The organism is Sphingomonas sediminicola, from assembly GCF_014489515.1.
Classification (GTDB): domain Bacteria; phylum Pseudomonadota; class Alphaproteobacteria; order Sphingomonadales; family Sphingomonadaceae; genus Sphingomicrobium; species Sphingomicrobium sediminicola.
The window spans coordinates 2,506,214-2,522,696 of the sequence record NZ_CP060782.1; the positions used below are offsets into that span (position 1 = coordinate 2,506,214).

The following is a 16,483-nucleotide window of genomic DNA, read 5'->3' on the forward strand; positions in this document are numbered from 1 at the left end:
GATGCTGATCGGCCTTGCGAGTGGTTTGGGCCGGGTTTGTTCTGGAATCAGCCGATTGTCTGTCTCGTTCAGGCGGTTGGCTGTTCCGGACAACCAATAACCTGTCTCAAAGATAATTTGCGCTTCGGAAGCAATTAAGGCGTCTGGGAGGCCGAACTTGGCCGTTAGCGGACCGTCCGCTGCAGAGGGTCATTGCACAATTGCAGCCTTCGGCATGGCGTTTAAACCTGCGAATTAATTTCTCGCGCTAGTTCGACGAGAGCACGGAAGGCCGCCGACGGGTTTCGCCTGCTTGGATAATAGAGGCAAAGAGGCGGGACATTCAGGGCCCAGTCCCCCAGCACCTCGACGAAGCGACCTTTCTCGATATCCTCACGCACATCGGCCTCCATGAAGTAGCCGAGGCCGACGTGGCTCAGCACCGCCATTCGGGCCAGCGAAGCCTCGTCCAGCGTGAGTGGGCCGCCCACGTTGATCTTCACTGTCTTGCCGTCCTTCTCGAACTGCCACGGGTAAGGCGCGCCGTTTGGTAGACGAATGCAGATGCAGCGGTGTTGGGATAGTGCGCTCGGCACCTCGGGAACGCCCGCGGCCTGGAGATAGGCCGGTGTCCCGACGACGACGTGACGGCGAGCCGACTGTAGCGGAACGGCGATCATGTCGTGGGGCACCAGGTCGGCCGCGCGAACTCCGAGGTCGAACCCCTCGCCGACGATGTCGACCAGCCGTCCCTCCGTGACGATGTCGACATGGACCTGGGGATAGCGTTCGAGGAACTGCAGCACCAGAGGCATCACCGCCTCACGGGCTGCGGTCGGAAAGCTGTTGATGCGGATGGTCCCGGACGGCACTTCCTGATGCGAACGCGCGATGTTCATCGCATCGCCGATGTCCTGAAGTGCCGGCCCGACCTGGTCGACAAAGCTTCGACCCGCATCGGTCAGCGAGACGCTCCGCGTCGTGCGATTGAAGAGACGCACGCCGAGCTCCCGCTCCAGCTTGGCAACGGCATTGCTCAGTGCCGTCGTCGACACGTTAAGTTCGAGTGCGGCGGATCGGAAGGAGCCGCGCCGGGCGATTGCAAGAACGGCCTGCAGGCCAAACAGTCCCATCCGGGACATTGTCCCTCCTATCGCAACAGCACGTCCTGCTTTGTCCCGATTATCGAAGGGAAGGCAAGCGTCTAAGTGAGGCTCGACCAAGCTGCCACGTGCGGCGCCACGGCCGGAGGACCTCGACATGACCATCGATCTGCCAATCCCGATCACGCGTTACTTCGCGTTCGACGCAGCGCGCGATCTCGACGCCCTCGCCACCTGCTTCACGGACGATGCAACGGTGAAGGATGAGGGCCAGGTCTACGAGGGGTGCGAGGCAATTATTGCCTGGAAGCGAGGAGCGGGCTCGAAATACAAATACACGGTCGAGCCGTTCGCAGTAGCCACGGAGGGCAACCGCACGATCGTGACGGGCCACTTGGTCGGCAACTTCCCCGGCAGTCCGGTAGACCTGCGCTACGGCTTTCGCTTCGACGGCGACCGCATTGCCGACCTTGAGATCGGGGCGTGATGGTCATGAGCGCAAGCAAGACCATGCATTGGGCAGATTCTTCCGAGTTCATCGGCAAGAACGTCGTCATCAGCGGAGGAACGAAGGGTGCCGGCGGAGCGGCTTTTCGTCGCTTCCAGGCTGGCGGAGCAACGGTGATGACGGCAGCCCGGTCCGAGCGGCCGGATTTCGTCCCCTCGGACCTCTTCGTTCAGGCCGACCTCGGGACGGTCGACGGGGTCGAGCTGTTCGCCGCGCAGGCACTGGAACGGATGGGAAGGATCGACATCCTCGTCCACGTCCTTGGCGGGTCGAATTCGCCGGGCGGTGGGTTCGCGGCGCTTCAGGAGAGCCATTGGGCAAGGGAGCTGAACCTCAACCTGCTGAGTGCCGTCCGGCTTGACCGGGCACTTGTACCCCGAATGGTCGCGAAAGGCGCAGGAGCGATTATTCATACCGGGTCGATCCAGCGCAAGCTGCCATTGCCCGAGTCCACGACCGCTTATGCGGCCGCCAAGGCAGCGCTGGTCGCCTACAGCAAGGCGCTATCCAAGGAGGTCGGCCCAAAGGGCATTCGCGTCAACGTGGTCTCGCCGGGCTGGATCGCGACGGAGGCAGCAAAGGCGCTCGTAGAGAGGATCGCCGCCGACGCGAAAGTGGACGAGCAGGAAGCCACCGGCAGGATCCTTGCTTCTCTTGGCGGGATCCCACTCGGGCGGCCGGCTCGGCCCGACGAAGTTGCGGAGCTGATGGCCTTCCTCGCGTCCGATCGTGCCGCCGCCATCCATGGCGCCGAGTTCACGATCGACGGCGGGACGGTCCCGACCGCCTGACGCCCGATCATCGAAAGCCCTGGCGGCATTAGAAGAGAACACTGGCGCTATCGCACTAACTGGAAGGAGAAAGCAGATGGGATACGTAACGACGACGGACGGCGTACAGATCTTCTACAAGGACTGGGGCGCTAAGGACGATCAGCCGATCATGTTTCACCATGGCTGGCCACTCTCCTCTGATGACTGGGACGCGCAGCTCCTCTTCTTCGTCAACCAAGGTTACCGCGTTATCGCCCATGACCGGCGCGGCCACGGGCGTTCGGAGCAGGTGCCGGGCGGCCACGACATGGACCATTATGCTGCCGATGCTGCGTCTGTGGTCGATGCGCTCGGTCTTCGGGATGTTGTTCACGTCGGTCACTCCACCGGCGGCGGTGAAGTCGCGCGCTACGTAGCTCGGGCAGAGGCAGGCCGCGTAGCGAAGGCAGTGCTGATTGGGGCGGTGCCACCGATCATGGCCAGAACCGACGCCTACCCGAATGGACTTCCAATCGAGCTGTTCGACGGGTTTCGTGCGGCGCTAGCTGCAGACCGGGCGAGCTTCTATCACGGTCTGGCATCCGGCCCATTCTATGGCTTCAATCGCGACGGCGTCGAAGCGAAGCCCGCAGTCATCAGCAACTGGTGGCGCCAAGCGATGATGGGCGGCTCGCTCCCGCACTATCAGGGAATCAAGGCCTTCTCCGAGACGGACTTCACCGACGATCTGAAGGCGATCGATGTTCCGACGCTGATCCTGCACGGCGACGACGATCAGATTGTCCCCATCGACCAGAGCGCCAAGCTTGCCATTGAGCTGCTCAGGAAGGGCGAGATCAAGATCTATCCCGGTTTGTCCCATGGCATGGCCACCATCAACGCGGACATCATCAACGAGGATATTCTCGCCTTCATCACCGGGTGACGCTCGGACGAAGCCTACCTTGTCATCGCAACATCTCGCCTAAGGAGAACGATCATGAAAAACGCCAAAAGTATTCTGCTAGCCGCTGCAGCACTTGGCCTGTCCTCCGTCGCCAACGGGCAGACGGCCAAGAATGTCGTGCTTGTCCATGGTGCCTTCGCCGACGGATCAGGTTGGAGGGCGTGTATGATGAGCTGACGTCTCGCGGTTTCCGTGTCAGCATCGTGCAAAACCCGCTCACTTCATTCGATGATGACGTGGTCGCAACGAAGCGAGTGCTCGCCCGCCAGGACGGGCCGACTATTCTCGTTGGCCACAGCTATGGCGGAAGCGTGATCACTCAGGCGGGCGGTGACCCGAAAGTAGTCGGGCTCGTTTATGTCGCAGCCTTCGCTCCAGAGGTCGGCCAGTCGACCCTCGACCAATATGCAGAAGTCGCTCCCCCGCCGAACTTTGTCCCGGAAGAATCGGCTGATGGGTTCGCGACTCTCAACAGGGACAAGTTCAAGGCTGGCTTTGCAGGAGACGCAAGCAACGACGTCGCGGCATTTCTGCGGGATAGCCAGGTCCCGATCGCTATGGCGGCATTGAAGGCCAAGGTGACGTTCGCGGCGTGGAAGACAAAGCCAAGCTGGGCGGTGGTGGCCACGCAAGACGGAGCAATTGATCCAAGGCTGCTGCGCAGCACGGCGCGACGGATTGGAGCCGTCACCACCGAGGTCAAGGGCAGCCATGTCGTGTTCCTCACTCAACCAAAGGCGGTAGCAGACGTGATCGAACAGGCCGCGATGAAGGCCCAAGCAGCAACGCGATGAACGTCCGCTCGCGGGCTAGAGCGACCGGTCTGTGAGCGTCTGAGAAGGGCGCTTATCGGACGTTGCGCATCACCGCGGCGAGCTTCGATGACGCGGGAGCCAGGTGCCTGGCGTAGGCCAGCGGCTGCCGTGGCGACGTCCAGCGCAAACCCTGCATGATTGCGCCGATGTCGACCCCGGCGGCGAACAGGTCCTGGTCGCAGCCGACGCGCAGCGAGTGCGCCGACATCTCCTCCACGATCTTGTCCGCCTCGGCCTGCGACAGCTCGCCGCGTTCAACCATCGGCGCCAAATGCGCGGCGAGCCGTTGCTTGAGGATCTTGGCGACGGCGCTTTCGTGCAGGTGCCCGCGCGGCGAGATACGGTACGATAACGATTGGAATACGTAGCCCGCTGTTAGTTCGGCGGCCTCCTGCCACACTGCGACGTGGTGCATCGTCCGGGCCGACATCCACACCCGCGCGCCCTCGCCTTCCTGGTCGGTCTTCGAGCGCGGCAGGAACAGCGCCGCTTCGCCGCTCGGCAGCGGCTCGAAATGCTCGACCCGCGCCCGGACCACTTCCGAGCGCCTCAGCCCGGCGTCGTAGGCGCACGACAGCAGGGCGCGGTCGCGCAGGCCGGCGGGGTTGGCGGGAATGCTCTCGAGCAGTGCCAGCAACGAGATAGGGTGAGGCGCGTCGGTGTGGACGTCGCCCACCTCGCCCTTGATCCGCAGCCCCAGTGCCTGGCGGACCGGCCGGGTGTCGGCTTTGCGGATCTCCTTGAGCTTCCAGCGCACCGTGTCGTCGACCGGGGAGGGCAGGCCGGCGAGCTGATGGAGGCGCACCGCCGAGGCGACCAGGCGGTCGATCGACGCCTTGGCGCTGCCGGCGCGGGCGCGCTCGTCGACGAGGATGAAGCAGTCGCCCGGCGCCAGCGGCAACGCCGGGCGGCCGCGGCGCTGCTGGAACGCGTCGATGTGCTTGAGGTCGGAGCGCAGCGCGCGCAGCGTGTTGGGCGAGGCGGCGCCGGCGAAGGCGGCGATGGTGCGGTGGACGGTCTCGCCGGGGACCTCGGGGCCGAACGCCGCGCGCAGCAGGTCGGCACGGAAGCCGTCGGCGGGCGCAACCGGGGCGCCGGGAGCCGGTTCGGCAACGGGCAAAGCAGCGGCCATTGGCGGCTCCATGAACGCGGCGAAACGGCGGTCCGGGTAATAGGACGATAATCACCAGTAAAGGCGATAAGGGTCATTATCGTCCTATCTCCGTTCAGCCGGAAATCGGGCCCAAAAACCGGTGTCGGAGTCGACCCCGAAAATCGCGAACGATTTTGCCGAAATCGTTCCGCAAAACGGCCAGTTCGTATCGTATCCGTAACGAAAATAGCCATTAAAACCGCTGCGTTTCAGCGACTTGCGCGAAATGTGACGCGCGGCACGCAATGGGACAGAATGGGCTTCCGAGAGCCCGAATCTGGGTCTTTGTGGATGCATCTTGCGCGTCCGACGAGCATCTGCGACGCTGCTTCCGCCACCGTAAAAGGCGGTGGTGGGGCCTGCTAACCCCTCGGTGCTGTCGACCGGTCGCGAGCTTCGTGGCCGGGTGGCCGCCGCGCATGTCCAGGGTTCGCCTAAAGGCGGCGGTCCTGGAGCGACAGCCCAGGCTTAGCAGCACCCGGCTTTGCGCCGGCGCCCCAAACTCGAAGGAGAACTGGGGTGCTGTTCTACTTTCCAGCTGAGATCGAACTCACCGACCTGCGCGATGCGCTCGAGCGCTACGCAAGCTTTCTCGACGAAAGCCCGCTCGAATCAGCTTCCTCCATCCAGATCTCTATGCTGGGGTGGAAAGGCTACGATCGTTACGAACTGCGAAGCCGTGGCGGATGGACGCCGTACGTCATCTTCGATCGTCTCCACGACCTCAACAATAAGCCCCTCAACGAATGGGTCCCGCGGCTCTCCAGCGCTCTCTCAGATAACCACGTCGACGAGAAGCACCGCACCGGCGATTGGCTCGGTCCGAATGGCAACCGAGATACCTCCCCAAGATGAAGCCAAAATCCCGGAGACCGTCGATCGCAAAAACTAGCGACGATCCACTGCGCGATTGGGACGAATGGCTTGCGCAGCGTGGCGGAAGGGTCAGCCTCGAGGAAGTCGTTGCGTCGGGCAACCACCTGCTGTTTGCCGGGATGCTCCTCAAGGGTTTCCGCAAGGCCGCGCGGCAGGCCGTGTTCGACCGGTTCGAACTCGAAGCTGGAAAGCGCGGCTTTTCCCAGACCAATCCTTCGACGGGCTCGTTCTTCTTCATGATCGACTGCGTCGCGAGCGCCTGGAGGCTGACTGAAGAGGAGAAGCTCGCGCTGATGGGCTTGGAAAGCGCTGCCGACCTCCAAGCGCTCCGCGGCCAGCCCTTTCAGGACGTTTCGCCGGAAACGTTGGAGCGGGGCGCCATTCTCCTTGATATCTTCATCGCCCTGAACGCGATCCTGCCGCGGGAGGCCGCCGACCGATGGATCCGCGCGCCGAACAAGGGACCGCTATTCGACGGCAGGTCCGCGCTGGTCACGATGATTGAGGGGGCTTGCCCGCGCTTCGGAACGTCCGCCTGCACTTGCGGGCGGAGGCCGCCGGGAATTGAGCGGGACACCCGAGGGAGCGATGTCGATGGTGTACCACGATGCCGAACTGCGAGATTGGGCTGTTCAAAGGTTTGAAGGGTTCGCAACGCTCGTGGGGAGAGTCTTCGGAGACAAGAAGAAGCGCTGGCCCGACGGCCGCCTGGTCCAAACCTCTCCCTTGCTTGCGCCTCGTTCGGCGAAACAGGGAAATGTCGTCGCCACGCTGAACTCCCACTACCTTCTTGTTGGGCCTCGTCGCAGCCTTCGCGATGCCCTGGCTCAACTAGTCATCCTTCACCTCGACGAGGCGCAAAGCATCGAGTTTGCAAAGGTCTTCGCGAAACCTCCCAAACCGAACAAAGCCCTTCGTGAACTTGGTCGATCGGAGCTGCCTTGGGCGTGAATTCTAATGTCCGGTTTCGACCCAAAGCGGACATTAGGATCCAACTGTTTCGGGCCTCCAAAGCCGCTTCGACAGGACTTGCCAAATCAGGGCTCCGATCACGCCACCTGCGATCAGCGAGGCTCCCGCTGCGACTTCGAACCATAGCGGACCATCGACGCGTCCCTGTGTATAAAGATAGGTCGTTTCCACGCCGATCAGTATGAACATAGGCATGATATGCAGCCAGGGATGCCTGCCGGCGATGCTCACGGTGACGATCGCACCAGCCGCCGCTGCCACCGGCGTCAAGACTCCGGCAAGAGCTATGGTGTTCAGGCTGTCATGGTAGCCGACCCCACCTAGTACGGCTTCCTGTACGAACCACGCACCGGCCACGAAGACCAAATAGCCAATCACGATCCCGGCTGCGCTTCGCGCGGCTTTGACCCAGCTGTTTGCCATTGTCATTGCTCCTTCCAATAAACCGTCCTGCTTCACGTGGAATCGTTGGACCATAGCCGGTTCAGTGAGGTCGAAGCTTTGGTTTCGACGGACCGATGAGGTTTTCTACGAAGGCGCGGTCGAAGAAAGAGGTTTGCGGAACAGAGCCGAATGTCAGTTTTCCACCCAAAGAAGACATTCAGAACCGCGCATGTCTGGCCCGGGCACATTCAAGCCCGGGCCTACATTGCGATTAGTGACAGGCAGTTCCCCTGACGTCTCTAGGCTGGCGAGGCCCAAAGGGACTCACGCAGTCCACGCCACTCAAGCGCTGCGAGGGCTAGCACCGCGACCGCCTGCCCGCAGACGGCCGCCAAGCCCAAGCCGGTAATGCTTGGGACTAGTCCGAGCGAGACGAAGCTGGCGGCTGCCCAACCAACGTTGCCGAACACGACAACTCGCACCAGCGTGGGTGAACTCCGCTCGCGTGTCCCCAGCCAAAGAATGAAGAGGCCGACGAGAACGAGCAGAATCGCCGCCTCGGTCAGCATAGCGATGGGAAGCCCGAAAAGCGGGCTGAGCAAGTCAGCCGTGCCGATCAGCGACGCTGCCATCGCGAGGCAGCTTGCAGCATCCAGCTTCAAGACAGTGCGCAGAAACGATGAAAGTTGCATGATCCAATCTCCTTACGACTAATGCGTGGAGCAAAATCTGCGACTTACGGTCGGCAATCCATTACCTGGGAAGTAATGGCGCCCAGAAGTCCTCTCGACGAGAAGGAGCTATGACCGCTCACGACAAACTGCTCGGCGACCAGCTCAAGAACTGGCGAAAGCGGCGGCGCATGAGCCAGCTGGATCTTGCCCTGGAAGCGGAGATCAGCAGCCGACATCTGAGCTTCATTGAGACCGGCCGCTCAATGCCCTCACGCAATATGGTCCTACGGATTGCTGAAACGCTCGAACTTCCCCTCCGCGAGAGGAATAGCCTCTTGCTGGCAGCCGGTTTCGCGCCTGACTATCCGCAGCGAGCATTCGATGACCCGGTCCTCAGCGCAGCACGCGCGGCGGTCGAACGGATCATTGATTGCCACATGCCGTTTCCGGCTTTGGCGGTGGACCGTTACTGGAACCTGCTTCACGCGAACGCCGCGGTTCAACATTTGATGGTGGGTGCAGCCGATTATTTGCTCTCGCCGAATGCCAACGTGCTCCGTTTAAGCTTGCACCCAGACGGTCTCGCCGGACGGATACTCAATCTGTCGGAGTGGAAAGCGCACGTTCTGCATCGCCTCGGCCAGCAAGTGCGCGCTAGCGCAGATTCCAGGCTTGAAGAACTTCTGGAGGAATTGAGGAGTTACCCTGCGCCGGCTTCCGACAACCCACATACTTTGTCGGACTTCGTGTCGCCTCTGATCTTCAGTTCTCCACTAGGCAAGCTCTCGTTCCTCTCGACCACAACCATATTTGGCACTGCCAACGACGTCACCCTTTCGGAAATCACGATCGAGAGTTTCTTCCCCGCCGACGCTCCAACTGCCGAGAGGCTCACGAAATACAATGGTGCGGCGGCTGATAAAGGTCGTGAGGGGGCTTATCGGCTGCAAACGGATGGCGGCTAGCGTCCGCTCTCGACCCAAAGCAGACATTACGTCGTGAAGCCTTTTAGGATGATCTCGGCGGCAGAGAGTCGGGCGATGGCTCTTCATGGGGACCAGTCATTCGAAATCTCTCGATTGCTGCCCAAGCCTCGTCCGACACCGCGACTTTGAACGGATGGCTGAGTAACCAACGAAATCGCGCAGACTTTCGTGCTTCCGCTACGATCCGAGCCAAAAGCTCCGAGGAAGGGTCGCGTAACACGTCTTCGAGTGGTCCACACGCAAGCTGCGCCAAGAACACCGGCTCATCGGACCGCGAAGCACCTAGCGCCACATATGCGAGAGCCTTTTCAGGATCGTCGGAATGGCAGGTTATTATCTCTGAAAAATCGTCCGTCCATTCACCCTCACCCGCCGCGAAATAAGCGGCATATGCGTCGAGTTGTTGGATCATCTCGTCGGTGTCATGCCGAGCCAACGCATGTTCAAGTTCATCCGAGTATCGCTTGTCGGGCATGTATCAGCACGTAAGCAAAGGAGGTTTCGAAACCTTCTACGGCAAGAGTCAGATTTCCACCCATTGCGGACATTGGCGGATTGTCTGATGCTGGATGGATGACGCTACAGCCGCTCTGGAAGGGCAGTGAAGTGCTCCACAAGCTGCTTACCGATTATCTCGGTGGCAGGATCGACACCACGCTGTTCTGTGACAACTTCGAACAAGCGTTCAACCTCGACGTTGACCAGCGCGATCTGACGCCGCGAGAAGAAACTGCCTTCAAACGGCTCTTCGATGAAGTCGTCTACTTCTCACCGTTTCCGGAGGAGCGAGCACGCATTCCGAACTACCGGAGTGAGGAGCAGATACGCCAAGCCGCCGGCGCTGCCAAAGCGGAGCTAGCGACCGAGTAGCTAATGGCAGCTTTCCACCCATTCCGGACATTCGAGGCTTTGGTCTAGGCAGCGTCTTGGTCGCTAGTCCTGCCAATCTCTCGCAAATGGGTTTTCAAGCTCATCTCATCGATGCTCTCCAACGGGAGAGCAAGGAACAACCCGATGCGCCGCTGAAGGGCGTAGAAAGCATTGCGGAACGCCTCTGCCTGGCGCTCGCCTTCGATTGCCGCAGGGTCTTCAATGCCCCAATGAGCCGTCATCGGCTGTCCAGGCCAAACGGGGCAAATCTCGCCTGCCGCGTTGTCGCAAACGGTGAACACAAAATCGAGCGGGGGCGCATTTTCGGTTGCGAACTCGTCCCAACTCTTGGAGCGATACCCGCCCGTCGGAAAACCAAACTCGTCCAGGAGCCGGAGAGCTTCGGGATGGACTCGGCCCTTTGGATAGCTGCCCGCCGAGAAGGCTCGGAAGCGGCCTGCGCCTTCCTTGTTCAAGATAGCTTCCGCGAGGATGGAGCGAGCGGAGTTGCCTGTGCAAAGGAACAGGACGTTATAGGTTTCCATCGTGGCGGCCCCATTTTCGGTAGCCCCTTGGCACGGCATAATGACAACCACGTGACCGCCATTGTCTGCATTCCACCCCACACGCACATTCGGCTCGATATTTCTCACGACCAAGTCATCAACAGCAGAATGGCCGTGATCAGGATTGATGTTTGCGATCCGGTCATCCCGACGATCCGCCCCAGGTCATCTGTACTTGGTCGGGAGAGTCCAATGGCGTGAGCGAACCGGCCAATCACAAGGGACGAGCCAGCGAGATGCAGCCACAATGGCGGGCTGCCAGCGCTTTCGGCAAGCGTTAGAAGCAAGAGTGCGAAGGGCGTATATTCGGCGAAATTGTCGTGGATCCGGACACGCCGTTCTAGATCTGGATCCCCGCCCGATCCAAACGCTATTCGCTTGTGTCGGCGGATGAGAATGATCCGGACGCTCAGGACCAAGAACAGCAAGGCCAGCGGGACAGCGTAAATCGCCGTAATTGGGAGCTGGTGCGTCATCCTTGGAGCAGGCTTGGCCAGCTGAGGAACAACACGATCGGCCAGGTGAGCACAATCGCGATGAAAGTAATCGTCGGCCCCCACGGGATCGGCTCGCCCGCGCGCCACGCATTGGCGGCCGCCGTCGCAAGCCAGAGCGACTTGTAGACGACCTGTAGGACTAGAACGCCCGCCATCGCTCTGGGCCAAGCCAACCCGATCGCCGAGCAGACCAAAATCCCGGCCCATAGCGCTGCGATCAGCAGCCGAAGCATGCGCGACCCAACGACCTCTGGCCCTAGGATCCGCTGGGCCGGGCCGAACCACAGAGTGGCCACGACTGGTACGAGTATAGCGATGTTCACCAGGTATGCGGTGCGCAACAATAGGCTGGCTATTTCCATTTTATGCCGCTGCTGCCGGAAGTCGCGCTGCGCGCCTTCGAGCTGCATAGGTCCAGCCCGTCACGATAGCAGCACCGACGAGGCTCACCGTCACTATCGTCCACCGGCATTCACGGCTGTTCGCAACGGCAATTGCGATCAATGCCCAGACAATCGCCGCTGCGTAAGATGCATTGCCGCGCGACGCTGAAGCGACACAAGCGGCAAGCACGGTTCCCGTGGCGAGCGCCAGCATAGTCCAGGCCGGCAAACTTAAGCCCCAAAACGGAAAGCCTAGATCGACGGCGATCTCCGTGAAGTTGGCGAAAACCGCAATGGTCAGCCATCCGGCGTAGAGGCCGAACAGTGGAAGCGCCAGCCAGTCGGCGAATGCCCGGGACTCATCATCGTCCGGACTAACAGCGAGAAGGGCGTAAACGGCCAATCCGAGCATCGCCAGAATGGTTGGAACGGTTCCCCAGAATGGGCCGAACCTCGCGAACAGGAGCCAGACGGTCGACAGCAGGAATAGACAACTCGCTGGCAAGAAGATGCGCTGCAGCAATGGGCTGACGCGCGTCGAAAAGAACTGCGCTCCCGAGTACACGACCCCAAGCCCGTAAATGATTCCCCAAATCGTGAACGCGTAATTCGCGGGCACTATGGGTGTTGGTGGACGCCCCGCTCCCTTATCGAAGCCGTCGAAGAAGAGAAGCAATGGCGCCCCGCCTGCGTCAGCGCGAGGACCAGAAGGATGATCTTCAGGGGCATCCCCTCGGATTGCTCCGCTGCCTTTAGCCAATCCAGATGGCCTTAGGGCCATGGTGGGTTCCACCGCCAAATGGCCAGCATATTCATTCGTCCCCGAAGATCGCTTCCAGCGGGCGCTCGAACAAGCGCGAGATCTTGAACGCGAGCGACAACGACGGGTCATGCTTGCCGTTCTCGATGGCGTTGACGGCTTGCCGGGAGACGGCGAGACGTTCGCCTAACTCAGCCTGACTCAACCCACGCTGAAGGCGCAGTTCTCTTACGCTGTTTCTCAACGTGCGGATCACTCTTGGTTGAAGGACTGGTCAACGAGCCAGCTCAAGATCGCCGCCGGAAGAACTGCAGCGTAAAGAAACACGCCCCAGAACACGCCATTAAACTCGTCGTACGTGCTGGGGAACCAGAAGCCCTTGTCGGCCGCAATGGCGGAATAGAGGACTGATACGAGGGCTAGTCCAGTGAAGATCGCATACGCGAGACCCATGGCGCGGCCACGGAGCCGAAGCTCGAACTCGTCGAGCGCCTTCACTTCTTCTCCCACTATTCGCTGAATTGAAGAACTGAAGACGGGCATGCATGAGACCAAACCCGCGGAAACCAACCCAAAGCCTGCAATGCTGTTCGCAAGTGTGTCAGGTCCGGTCGCCAAGAGCAAAGCACCAGCCGGATAGGTGACAAGTGACGTTGCCGTCAGAACTCGGAGGAGCGGTATAGATAGTTCGCGTGGACCGTTCGAGGCTCGATAGAAAAGCATGACGCTCTCCCTTAGTGTCAGGAATACCTGACATACGCGGGATCAAAGGAGCTGTCAACTAAACCTGACATACTTAATCCGCTCCTGCATTCCATTGTCCATCTTTGCAGCCCTCAGAGCATCCGTGAACAATTTCGAAAGGCGCATTGCAGCGTCAGCGGAGGGCCTGGTTGAGGCGCGAGGAATTTAGCGCGATGCCGAACGAAGGTCGGCAAGCACTCGCTCGACCTTCCGCCATAGGAGTGCCGTGATTTCCACCGGCATTGAGTATCGGGGCAGAAGCTCGCCTATCGGCGCCCGCTCCTCGCTAACGCGTTCAAACGCGCTCGCCATTGGAATGACCGGCCAATTGGGATGTTCTTCCAACTCCCGGATATGAATTTGTCGTCGCCGATCGACCATTGAAAAGAGTGGAATCAATCTAACTTGTGGGCCCTTCGTCCTCCGGAGATGTTCGCTGATCACGTCGAGCGCTCGTCTCGACAGAGCCGCTGGAATTACTGGTACAAGGATCAGGTCCATTGCTCGCATGATCTGCTCCGACGTTTCGGTCAGGCCGGGCGAGCAGTCCACGATGATTCTGTCGTAGTCTCGCGATAAGTCAGCGGTGGCTTTCGCTAGCCGCCGCCGTTTTCCAAGATCCTGGAATCGACGCTCTAAGTTTCGAAGAGATGGATCGGATGGGAGGATATCAAGTTTCTTATAGCCTGTTCGTCTGGCCATCGATGGCAGATCGTCTTTTTCGACGATCCGCGAGCATAGGTCACTACCCGCGCTTTGCTGCCTGAGAATGTACGACGCCCCACCTTGAGGATCGAGATCCCAAAGTAGAGTGCGACGGTGGTACAATACTGCGCTCGCCCATGCGAGATTCACCGCGAGTGTGGTCTTTCCCACACCTCCCTTGGCGCTATAGATTCCAATTGCTGCCATTCAAAAAACCGCTCTGCGCTAGGCTGGGCCTGATTGAAACCTTCCGGTTTTGATCTCTCGATCAAGCCCAACCAACAAGGCCTGGAGTTCGCCAGATTCTACCAGTGACGCAGCCTCTTTGAGAGCAAACCAGCGCCGTTCTCGTTGACCTCTTTCAGGCCAATCCTCCAGTTCGATTTCGACGGCAAATGGATGGACGAGAACGTCCACTTCTACGTTACCGAGCCAATTTCGCTTTGTGTGCCGGAAGCTCCCAAGTGGCTTCTTGCGGACAATGCCCTTGATCCCTGCCTCCTCAAAGGCTTCGACGGCAGCTGCATCGGCCATCGACTTGCCGATCATCGGCCAACCTTTGGGTATCGTCCAGCGGCCAGATCGGCGGGCAGTGACCAACAGAACCTCTGGCTTGTGGCCCTTAGTTAGACGCCACGGCAAAGCTCCCGTTTGCATTACCACTTCGACACTCCTCGCGACTCATCGCGCCGTCAACCACGTCCAAATCTGAGGAAGTTTTGGGACAGAACGATTACTACTGACGTCCGCGCAACAATTGTCTTCCTTAGGCCTCGCTAAGCGCGGAATGTCCGGCGGAGACGGGCGTTTCCGGCCGCTCGACTGCCGGTTCGTATTCCCGCGCGATTTGGAAGAACCTCGCGGCCCTTTCGCGTTCCAGGGTCTCTTTGGCGAGTTTCCGAAAAATCGACGGCAATTGCTGGCACTCCTTCGGCGTCGCATCCTTGCTAGGCATAGGACGTCGAAAACTGGAAGAACCTCGTGTGGACCACGCTCTGGAGATCACCGTTCGTAGCGCTCAAGATGTTTGGTGCGCGTTCCGTTTCTAACGCGGATTCGGTGTCGTTGAAGCGCATGGTTTCCGCAGTAGGCGCTACCTGAATCCTTGATCACTGCCTCTTTTGAGCAGTCTCCGGCCGCGCAGACGTTCGATTGGCTCGTCGTCATGGATGCTTCGATACAGGGTACCGCTAACCCTGTATAGGAACGCCTCAAGCCGTTTGCGAATTGGGCGTCGATGAAGCACGGAACCAACGGGGAGGTCGAGCTCAAGTTTGAACTAGACGGTCGCGCAGCCAAGAAGGCCCGTCGCCACCCTCTCCTGTCGAAAACGGATCATCGAACCAAGGTCCAAAGATCGATCTATTTCGATACGGACGACAGCGACGCGTATCGGGCAGGCTATTCGCTCCGCGTGCGCGATGACGGCAATAGCTTCACACAGACGGTCAAGACGAACGGGGGATCTGCCGGTCTATTCGATCGGAGAGAGTGGGAAGCGCGGGTCGAGCAAATCGCTCCCGATCCAGACGCTCTGAGACAGACGCCTCTGGGCAAGATAAAGAAACTGACCCGCGACGCCAAGCCTGTGGTTTGGTCCGAGGTCGAACGCACGACCTGGCTGATCAATCGCGATGGCAGCATAGTCGAGGTAGCCTTGGACTCCGGGTCCATTCGCGCCGATGGCAAAGAGGCCCCTCTCCACGAGCTCGAGCTCGAATTGAGGCAAGGGAAGCAAGCTTCGCTATTCGCAATCGCTCAGGAGCTTGGCCGGGTGGTCCCGCTTCACGTTGGTGTTCTCAGCAAGGAAGAGCGGGGCCGGATGCTCGCAAGAGGCGCCTTTGGTCACGAACACAAGGCGAGAGCAATTGATCTCCGTAAGAAGATGGATGCCGGGCAGGCGTTTGCAACGATCGTTTATGAATGCATTCGGCATTTTCGCCTCAACGAAACGCTGATAATCGAGCAACGCGATCCGCACGCGCTTCACCAGGCACGCGTCGCAATAAGGCGCCTTCGGTCGGCGTTCACTTTCTTTAGGCCGGCGATTCAGCAGGGATCGCTCGAACCGCTCCGCGAGGAATTGCGCGGATTCATTGCCCCTTCGGTGATGCTCGCAATCTCGACGTTTTCCTGGACACTCACGGGCCGAGTTAAGTGCGAACGCCCGCCGGAAGCTGACGGCGGCCCGCGACAAGGCATATGACCAAGTTATCGGGACGCTGATGGCTCAAAGGTCTCGCGATATGCTCTTGGACCTTGTCGAATGGACCGTCTCGGCAAACTGGCGGAAGGATGCCGCGTCGGCTTCCATCGAAAAGTTCGCAACCCGTCGGCTCAACGCCGCCTGGAGAAAAGTCTTACGGAAGGGCAAAGGGCTAGGCGACCTAGGGCCGACGCGACTTCATCGGCTTCGGATAAGCCTCAAGAGGATGCGATATGCCGTGGACTTCTTTGCGCCGCTGTTTGCCAGGAAACAGGTTAGCAAGTTCGGTTCCTCGTTGGAGAAGATGCAGGATTGTCTCGGCCTGATCCACGACGAGATAGTCAGTCGGCGAATTGTTGCCTACTTTGGTCTTGGCGAGATGGGCAGAATGGAAATGACCACTCGATCGCGGCAGCTCAAGACGGTCGAGACACGCTTCAAACATCTGAAACGCCAACCGCTCTTCTGGAAAAGCTAATCCCCGGTCACCGGAGCAGCACGATCGCAATCCCGTAGCCCTGACGATGTTCGAGCAAGTCACTGGCGCGGAGAAGAAAGCGGGGCCCGTTGCGGGGGCATGCTT

General features: G+C 60.0%; 23 protein-coding genes and 1 pseudogene. 11 read left to right on the forward strand and 13 right to left on the reverse strand.

Annotated features, from left to right (window positions below; genetic code table 11):
- Positions 1–221: 221 nt before the first annotated feature.
- Positions 222–1,121 (reverse strand): LysR family transcriptional regulator, encoded by a 900-nt coding sequence (locus H9L14_RS13480; protein ID WP_187708502.1) that lies wholly within the window; start codon positions 1,119–1,121, stop codon positions 222–224.
- A 118-nt stretch (positions 1,122–1,239) separates the two neighbouring features.
- Here H9L14_RS13480 and H9L14_RS13485 point away from each other — a divergent pair, with 118 nt between their 5' ends.
- The 4 genes from H9L14_RS13485 to H9L14_RS13500 all read left to right on the forward strand — a co-directional run bounded on the left by H9L14_RS13485 (position 1,240) and on the right by H9L14_RS13500 (position 4,103).
- A complete protein-coding gene (locus H9L14_RS13485; RefSeq protein ID WP_187708503.1) occupies positions 1,240–1,569 on the forward strand; it encodes a nuclear transport factor 2 family protein in 330 nt (109 codons plus the stop codon).
- 5 nt (positions 1,570–1,574) lie between these two features.
- Complete coding sequence (locus H9L14_RS13490) at positions 1,575–2,381, forward strand: SDR family oxidoreductase (protein ID WP_222949844.1); 807 nt, start codon at positions 1,575–1,577, stop codon at positions 2,379–2,381.
- A 76-nt stretch (positions 2,382–2,457) separates the two neighbouring features.
- On the forward strand, positions 2,458–3,288 hold the full coding sequence (locus H9L14_RS13495; protein WP_187708504.1) for an alpha/beta fold hydrolase: 831 nt from the start codon (positions 2,458–2,460) through the stop codon (positions 3,286–3,288).
- Positions 3,289–3,470: 182 nt separating this feature from the next.
- Entirely contained in the window at positions 3,471–4,103 is a 633-nt protein-coding gene (locus H9L14_RS13500) for an alpha/beta hydrolase (protein ID WP_222949845.1), read from the forward strand.
- Between the two features lie 52 nt (positions 4,104–4,155).
- On the opposite strand, the gene H9L14_RS13505 is transcribed toward H9L14_RS13500, so the two are convergent.
- Entirely contained in the window at positions 4,156–5,256 is a 1,101-nt protein-coding gene (locus H9L14_RS13505) for a tyrosine-type recombinase/integrase (RefSeq protein WP_187708505.1), read from the reverse strand.
- A 540-nt stretch (positions 5,257–5,796) separates the two neighbouring features.
- On the opposite strand from H9L14_RS13505, the gene H9L14_RS13510 reads away from it, so the two are divergent.
- Both H9L14_RS13510 and H9L14_RS13515 read left to right on the forward strand, forming a co-directional pair.
- On the forward strand, positions 5,797–6,132 hold the full coding sequence (locus H9L14_RS13510) for a hypothetical protein (protein WP_187708506.1): 336 nt from the start codon (positions 5,797–5,799) through the stop codon (positions 6,130–6,132).
- Complete coding sequence (locus H9L14_RS13515; protein WP_187708507.1) at positions 6,129–6,797, forward strand: hypothetical protein; 669 nt, start codon at positions 6,129–6,131, stop codon at positions 6,795–6,797. Before H9L14_RS13510 ends, H9L14_RS13515 begins: the two co-directional genes overlap by 4 nt.
- 340 nt (positions 6,798–7,137) lie before the next feature.
- Here the strand turns inward: H9L14_RS13515 and H9L14_RS13520 are convergent, their stop codons facing one another.
- Together H9L14_RS13520 and H9L14_RS13525 are read right to left on the reverse strand one after the other, a co-directional pair.
- Positions 7,138–7,548, reverse strand: a complete 411-nt coding sequence (locus H9L14_RS13520; RefSeq protein ID WP_187708508.1) for a hypothetical protein — start codon at positions 7,546–7,548, stop codon at positions 7,138–7,140.
- A 260-nt stretch (positions 7,549–7,808) separates the two neighbouring features.
- Complete coding sequence (locus H9L14_RS13525) at positions 7,809–8,201, reverse strand: hypothetical protein (protein WP_187708509.1); 393 nt, start codon at positions 8,199–8,201, stop codon at positions 7,809–7,811.
- Positions 8,202–8,311: 110 nt separating this feature from the next.
- Between H9L14_RS13525 and H9L14_RS16775 the strand changes: the two are divergent.
- Positions 8,312–8,506 (forward strand): annotated as a pseudogene (locus H9L14_RS16775) (helix-turn-helix domain-containing protein); the annotation flags it as partial.
- Between the two features lie 12 nt (positions 8,507–8,518).
- Entirely contained in the window at positions 8,519–9,148 is a 630-nt protein-coding gene (locus H9L14_RS13530) for an MmyB family transcriptional regulator (RefSeq protein ID WP_246444643.1), read from the forward strand.
- A gap of 43 nt (positions 9,149–9,191) precedes the next feature.
- Here the strand turns inward: H9L14_RS13530 and H9L14_RS13535 are convergent, their stop codons facing one another.
- Positions 9,192–9,644, reverse strand: coding sequence for a DUF6869 domain-containing protein (locus H9L14_RS13535; protein WP_187708511.1), 453 nt, complete (start codon positions 9,642–9,644; stop codon positions 9,192–9,194).
- A 98-nt stretch (positions 9,645–9,742) separates the two neighbouring features.
- Here H9L14_RS13535 and H9L14_RS13540 point away from each other — a divergent pair, with 98 nt between their 5' ends.
- The gene (locus H9L14_RS13540; RefSeq protein WP_187708512.1) at positions 9,743–10,039 is read left to right on the forward strand and encodes a hypothetical protein; all 297 of its coding nucleotides are present in this window, start codon (positions 9,743–9,745) and stop codon (positions 10,037–10,039) included.
- 44 nt (positions 10,040–10,083) lie between these two features.
- Here H9L14_RS13540 and H9L14_RS13545 read toward each other — a convergent pair whose 3' ends face one another.
- The 8 genes from H9L14_RS13545 to H9L14_RS13580 all read right to left on the reverse strand — a co-directional run bounded on the left by H9L14_RS13545 (position 10,084) and on the right by H9L14_RS13580 (position 14,351).
- The gene (locus H9L14_RS13545) at positions 10,084–10,584 is read right to left on the reverse strand and encodes an arsenate reductase ArsC (protein WP_222949846.1); all 501 of its coding nucleotides are present in this window, start codon (positions 10,582–10,584) and stop codon (positions 10,084–10,086) included.
- A 104-nt stretch (positions 10,585–10,688) separates the two neighbouring features.
- A complete protein-coding gene (locus H9L14_RS13550; RefSeq protein ID WP_187708514.1) occupies positions 10,689–11,081 on the reverse strand; it encodes an MAPEG family protein in 393 nt (130 codons plus the stop codon).
- Complete coding sequence (locus H9L14_RS13555; protein WP_187708515.1) at positions 11,078–11,425, reverse strand: hypothetical protein; 348 nt, start codon at positions 11,423–11,425, stop codon at positions 11,078–11,080. Before H9L14_RS13555 ends, H9L14_RS13550 begins: the two co-directional genes overlap by 4 nt.
- Positions 11,426–11,465: 40 nt before the next feature.
- A complete protein-coding gene (locus H9L14_RS13560) occupies positions 11,466–12,104 on the reverse strand; it encodes a hypothetical protein (RefSeq protein WP_187708516.1) in 639 nt (212 codons plus the stop codon).
- Between the two features lie 193 nt (positions 12,105–12,297).
- Positions 12,298–12,501, reverse strand: a complete 204-nt coding sequence (locus tag H9L14_RS13565) for a helix-turn-helix transcriptional regulator (protein ID WP_425506885.1) — start codon at positions 12,499–12,501, stop codon at positions 12,298–12,300.
- Complete coding sequence (locus H9L14_RS13570) at positions 12,498–12,743, reverse strand: hypothetical protein (protein ID WP_222949847.1); 246 nt, start codon at positions 12,741–12,743, stop codon at positions 12,498–12,500. Before H9L14_RS13570 ends, H9L14_RS13565 begins: the two co-directional genes overlap by 4 nt.
- A 411-nt stretch (positions 12,744–13,154) precedes the next feature.
- On the reverse strand, positions 13,155–13,901 hold the full coding sequence (locus H9L14_RS13575; RefSeq protein WP_187708518.1) for a ParA family protein: 747 nt from the start codon (positions 13,899–13,901) through the stop codon (positions 13,155–13,157).
- Positions 13,902–13,919: 18 nt separating this feature from the next.
- Positions 13,920–14,351 carry an NUDIX hydrolase gene (locus H9L14_RS13580; RefSeq protein ID WP_187709989.1) on the reverse strand — a complete coding sequence of 144 codons (432 nt, stop codon included), beginning with the start codon at positions 14,349–14,351 and terminating at the stop codon, positions 13,920–13,922.
- A 580-nt stretch (positions 14,352–14,931) separates the two neighbouring features.
- Between H9L14_RS13580 and H9L14_RS13585 the strand changes: the two genes are divergently transcribed.
- On the forward strand, positions 14,932–15,900 hold the full coding sequence (locus H9L14_RS13585; protein WP_187708519.1) for a CYTH domain-containing protein: 969 nt from the start codon (positions 14,932–14,934) through the stop codon (positions 15,898–15,900).
- Positions 15,872–16,378 carry a CHAD domain-containing protein gene (locus tag H9L14_RS16780; RefSeq protein WP_187709990.1) on the forward strand — a complete coding sequence of 169 codons (507 nt, stop codon included), beginning with the start codon at positions 15,872–15,874 and terminating at the stop codon, positions 16,376–16,378. Before H9L14_RS13585 ends, H9L14_RS16780 begins: the two co-directional genes overlap by 29 nt.
- Positions 16,379–16,483 lie beyond the last annotated feature (105 nt).

Coding starts and splice junctions, on each gene's coding strand:
- H9L14_RS13545 (WP_222949846.1), bottom strand. CDS start 10,584: ATGGAAACCTATAACGTCCTGTTCCTTTGCACAGGCAACTCCGCTCGC.
- H9L14_RS13520 (WP_187708508.1), bottom strand. CDS start 7,548: ATGGCAAACAGCTGGGTCAAAGCCGCGCGAAGCGCAGCCGGGATCGTG.
- H9L14_RS13535 (WP_187708511.1), bottom strand. CDS start 9,644: ATGCCCGACAAGCGATACTCGGATGAACTTGAACATGCGTTGGCTCGG.
- H9L14_RS13525 (WP_187708509.1), bottom strand. CDS start 8,201: ATGCAACTTTCATCGTTTCTGCGCACTGTCTTGAAGCTGGATGCTGCA.
- H9L14_RS13580 (WP_187709989.1), bottom strand. CDS start 14,351: ATGCAAACGGGAGCTTTGCCGTGGCGTCTAACTAAGGGCCACAAGCCA.
- H9L14_RS13575 (WP_187708518.1), bottom strand. CDS start 13,901: ATGGCAGCAATTGGAATCTATAGCGCCAAGGGAGGTGTGGGAAAGACC.
- H9L14_RS13585 (WP_187708519.1), top strand. CDS start 14,932: ATGAAGCACGGAACCAACGGGGAGGTCGAGCTCAAGTTTGAACTAGAC.
- H9L14_RS13490 (WP_222949844.1), top strand. CDS start 1,575: ATGAGCGCAAGCAAGACCATGCATTGGGCAGATTCTTCCGAGTTCATC.
- H9L14_RS13480 (WP_187708502.1), bottom strand. CDS start 1,121: ATGTCCCGGATGGGACTGTTTGGCCTGCAGGCCGTTCTTGCAATCGCC.
- H9L14_RS13550 (WP_187708514.1), bottom strand. CDS start 11,081: ATGACGCACCAGCTCCCAATTACGGCGATTTACGCTGTCCCGCTGGCC.
- H9L14_RS13515 (WP_187708507.1), top strand. CDS start 6,129: ATGAAGCCAAAATCCCGGAGACCGTCGATCGCAAAAACTAGCGACGAT.
- H9L14_RS13495 (WP_187708504.1), top strand. CDS start 2,458: ATGGGATACGTAACGACGACGGACGGCGTACAGATCTTCTACAAGGAC.
- H9L14_RS13540 (WP_187708512.1), top strand. CDS start 9,743: ATGACGCTACAGCCGCTCTGGAAGGGCAGTGAAGTGCTCCACAAGCTG.
- H9L14_RS13485 (WP_187708503.1), top strand. CDS start 1,240: ATGACCATCGATCTGCCAATCCCGATCACGCGTTACTTCGCGTTCGAC.
- H9L14_RS13505 (WP_187708505.1), bottom strand. CDS start 5,256: ATGGCCGCTGCTTTGCCCGTTGCCGAACCGGCTCCCGGCGCCCCGGTT.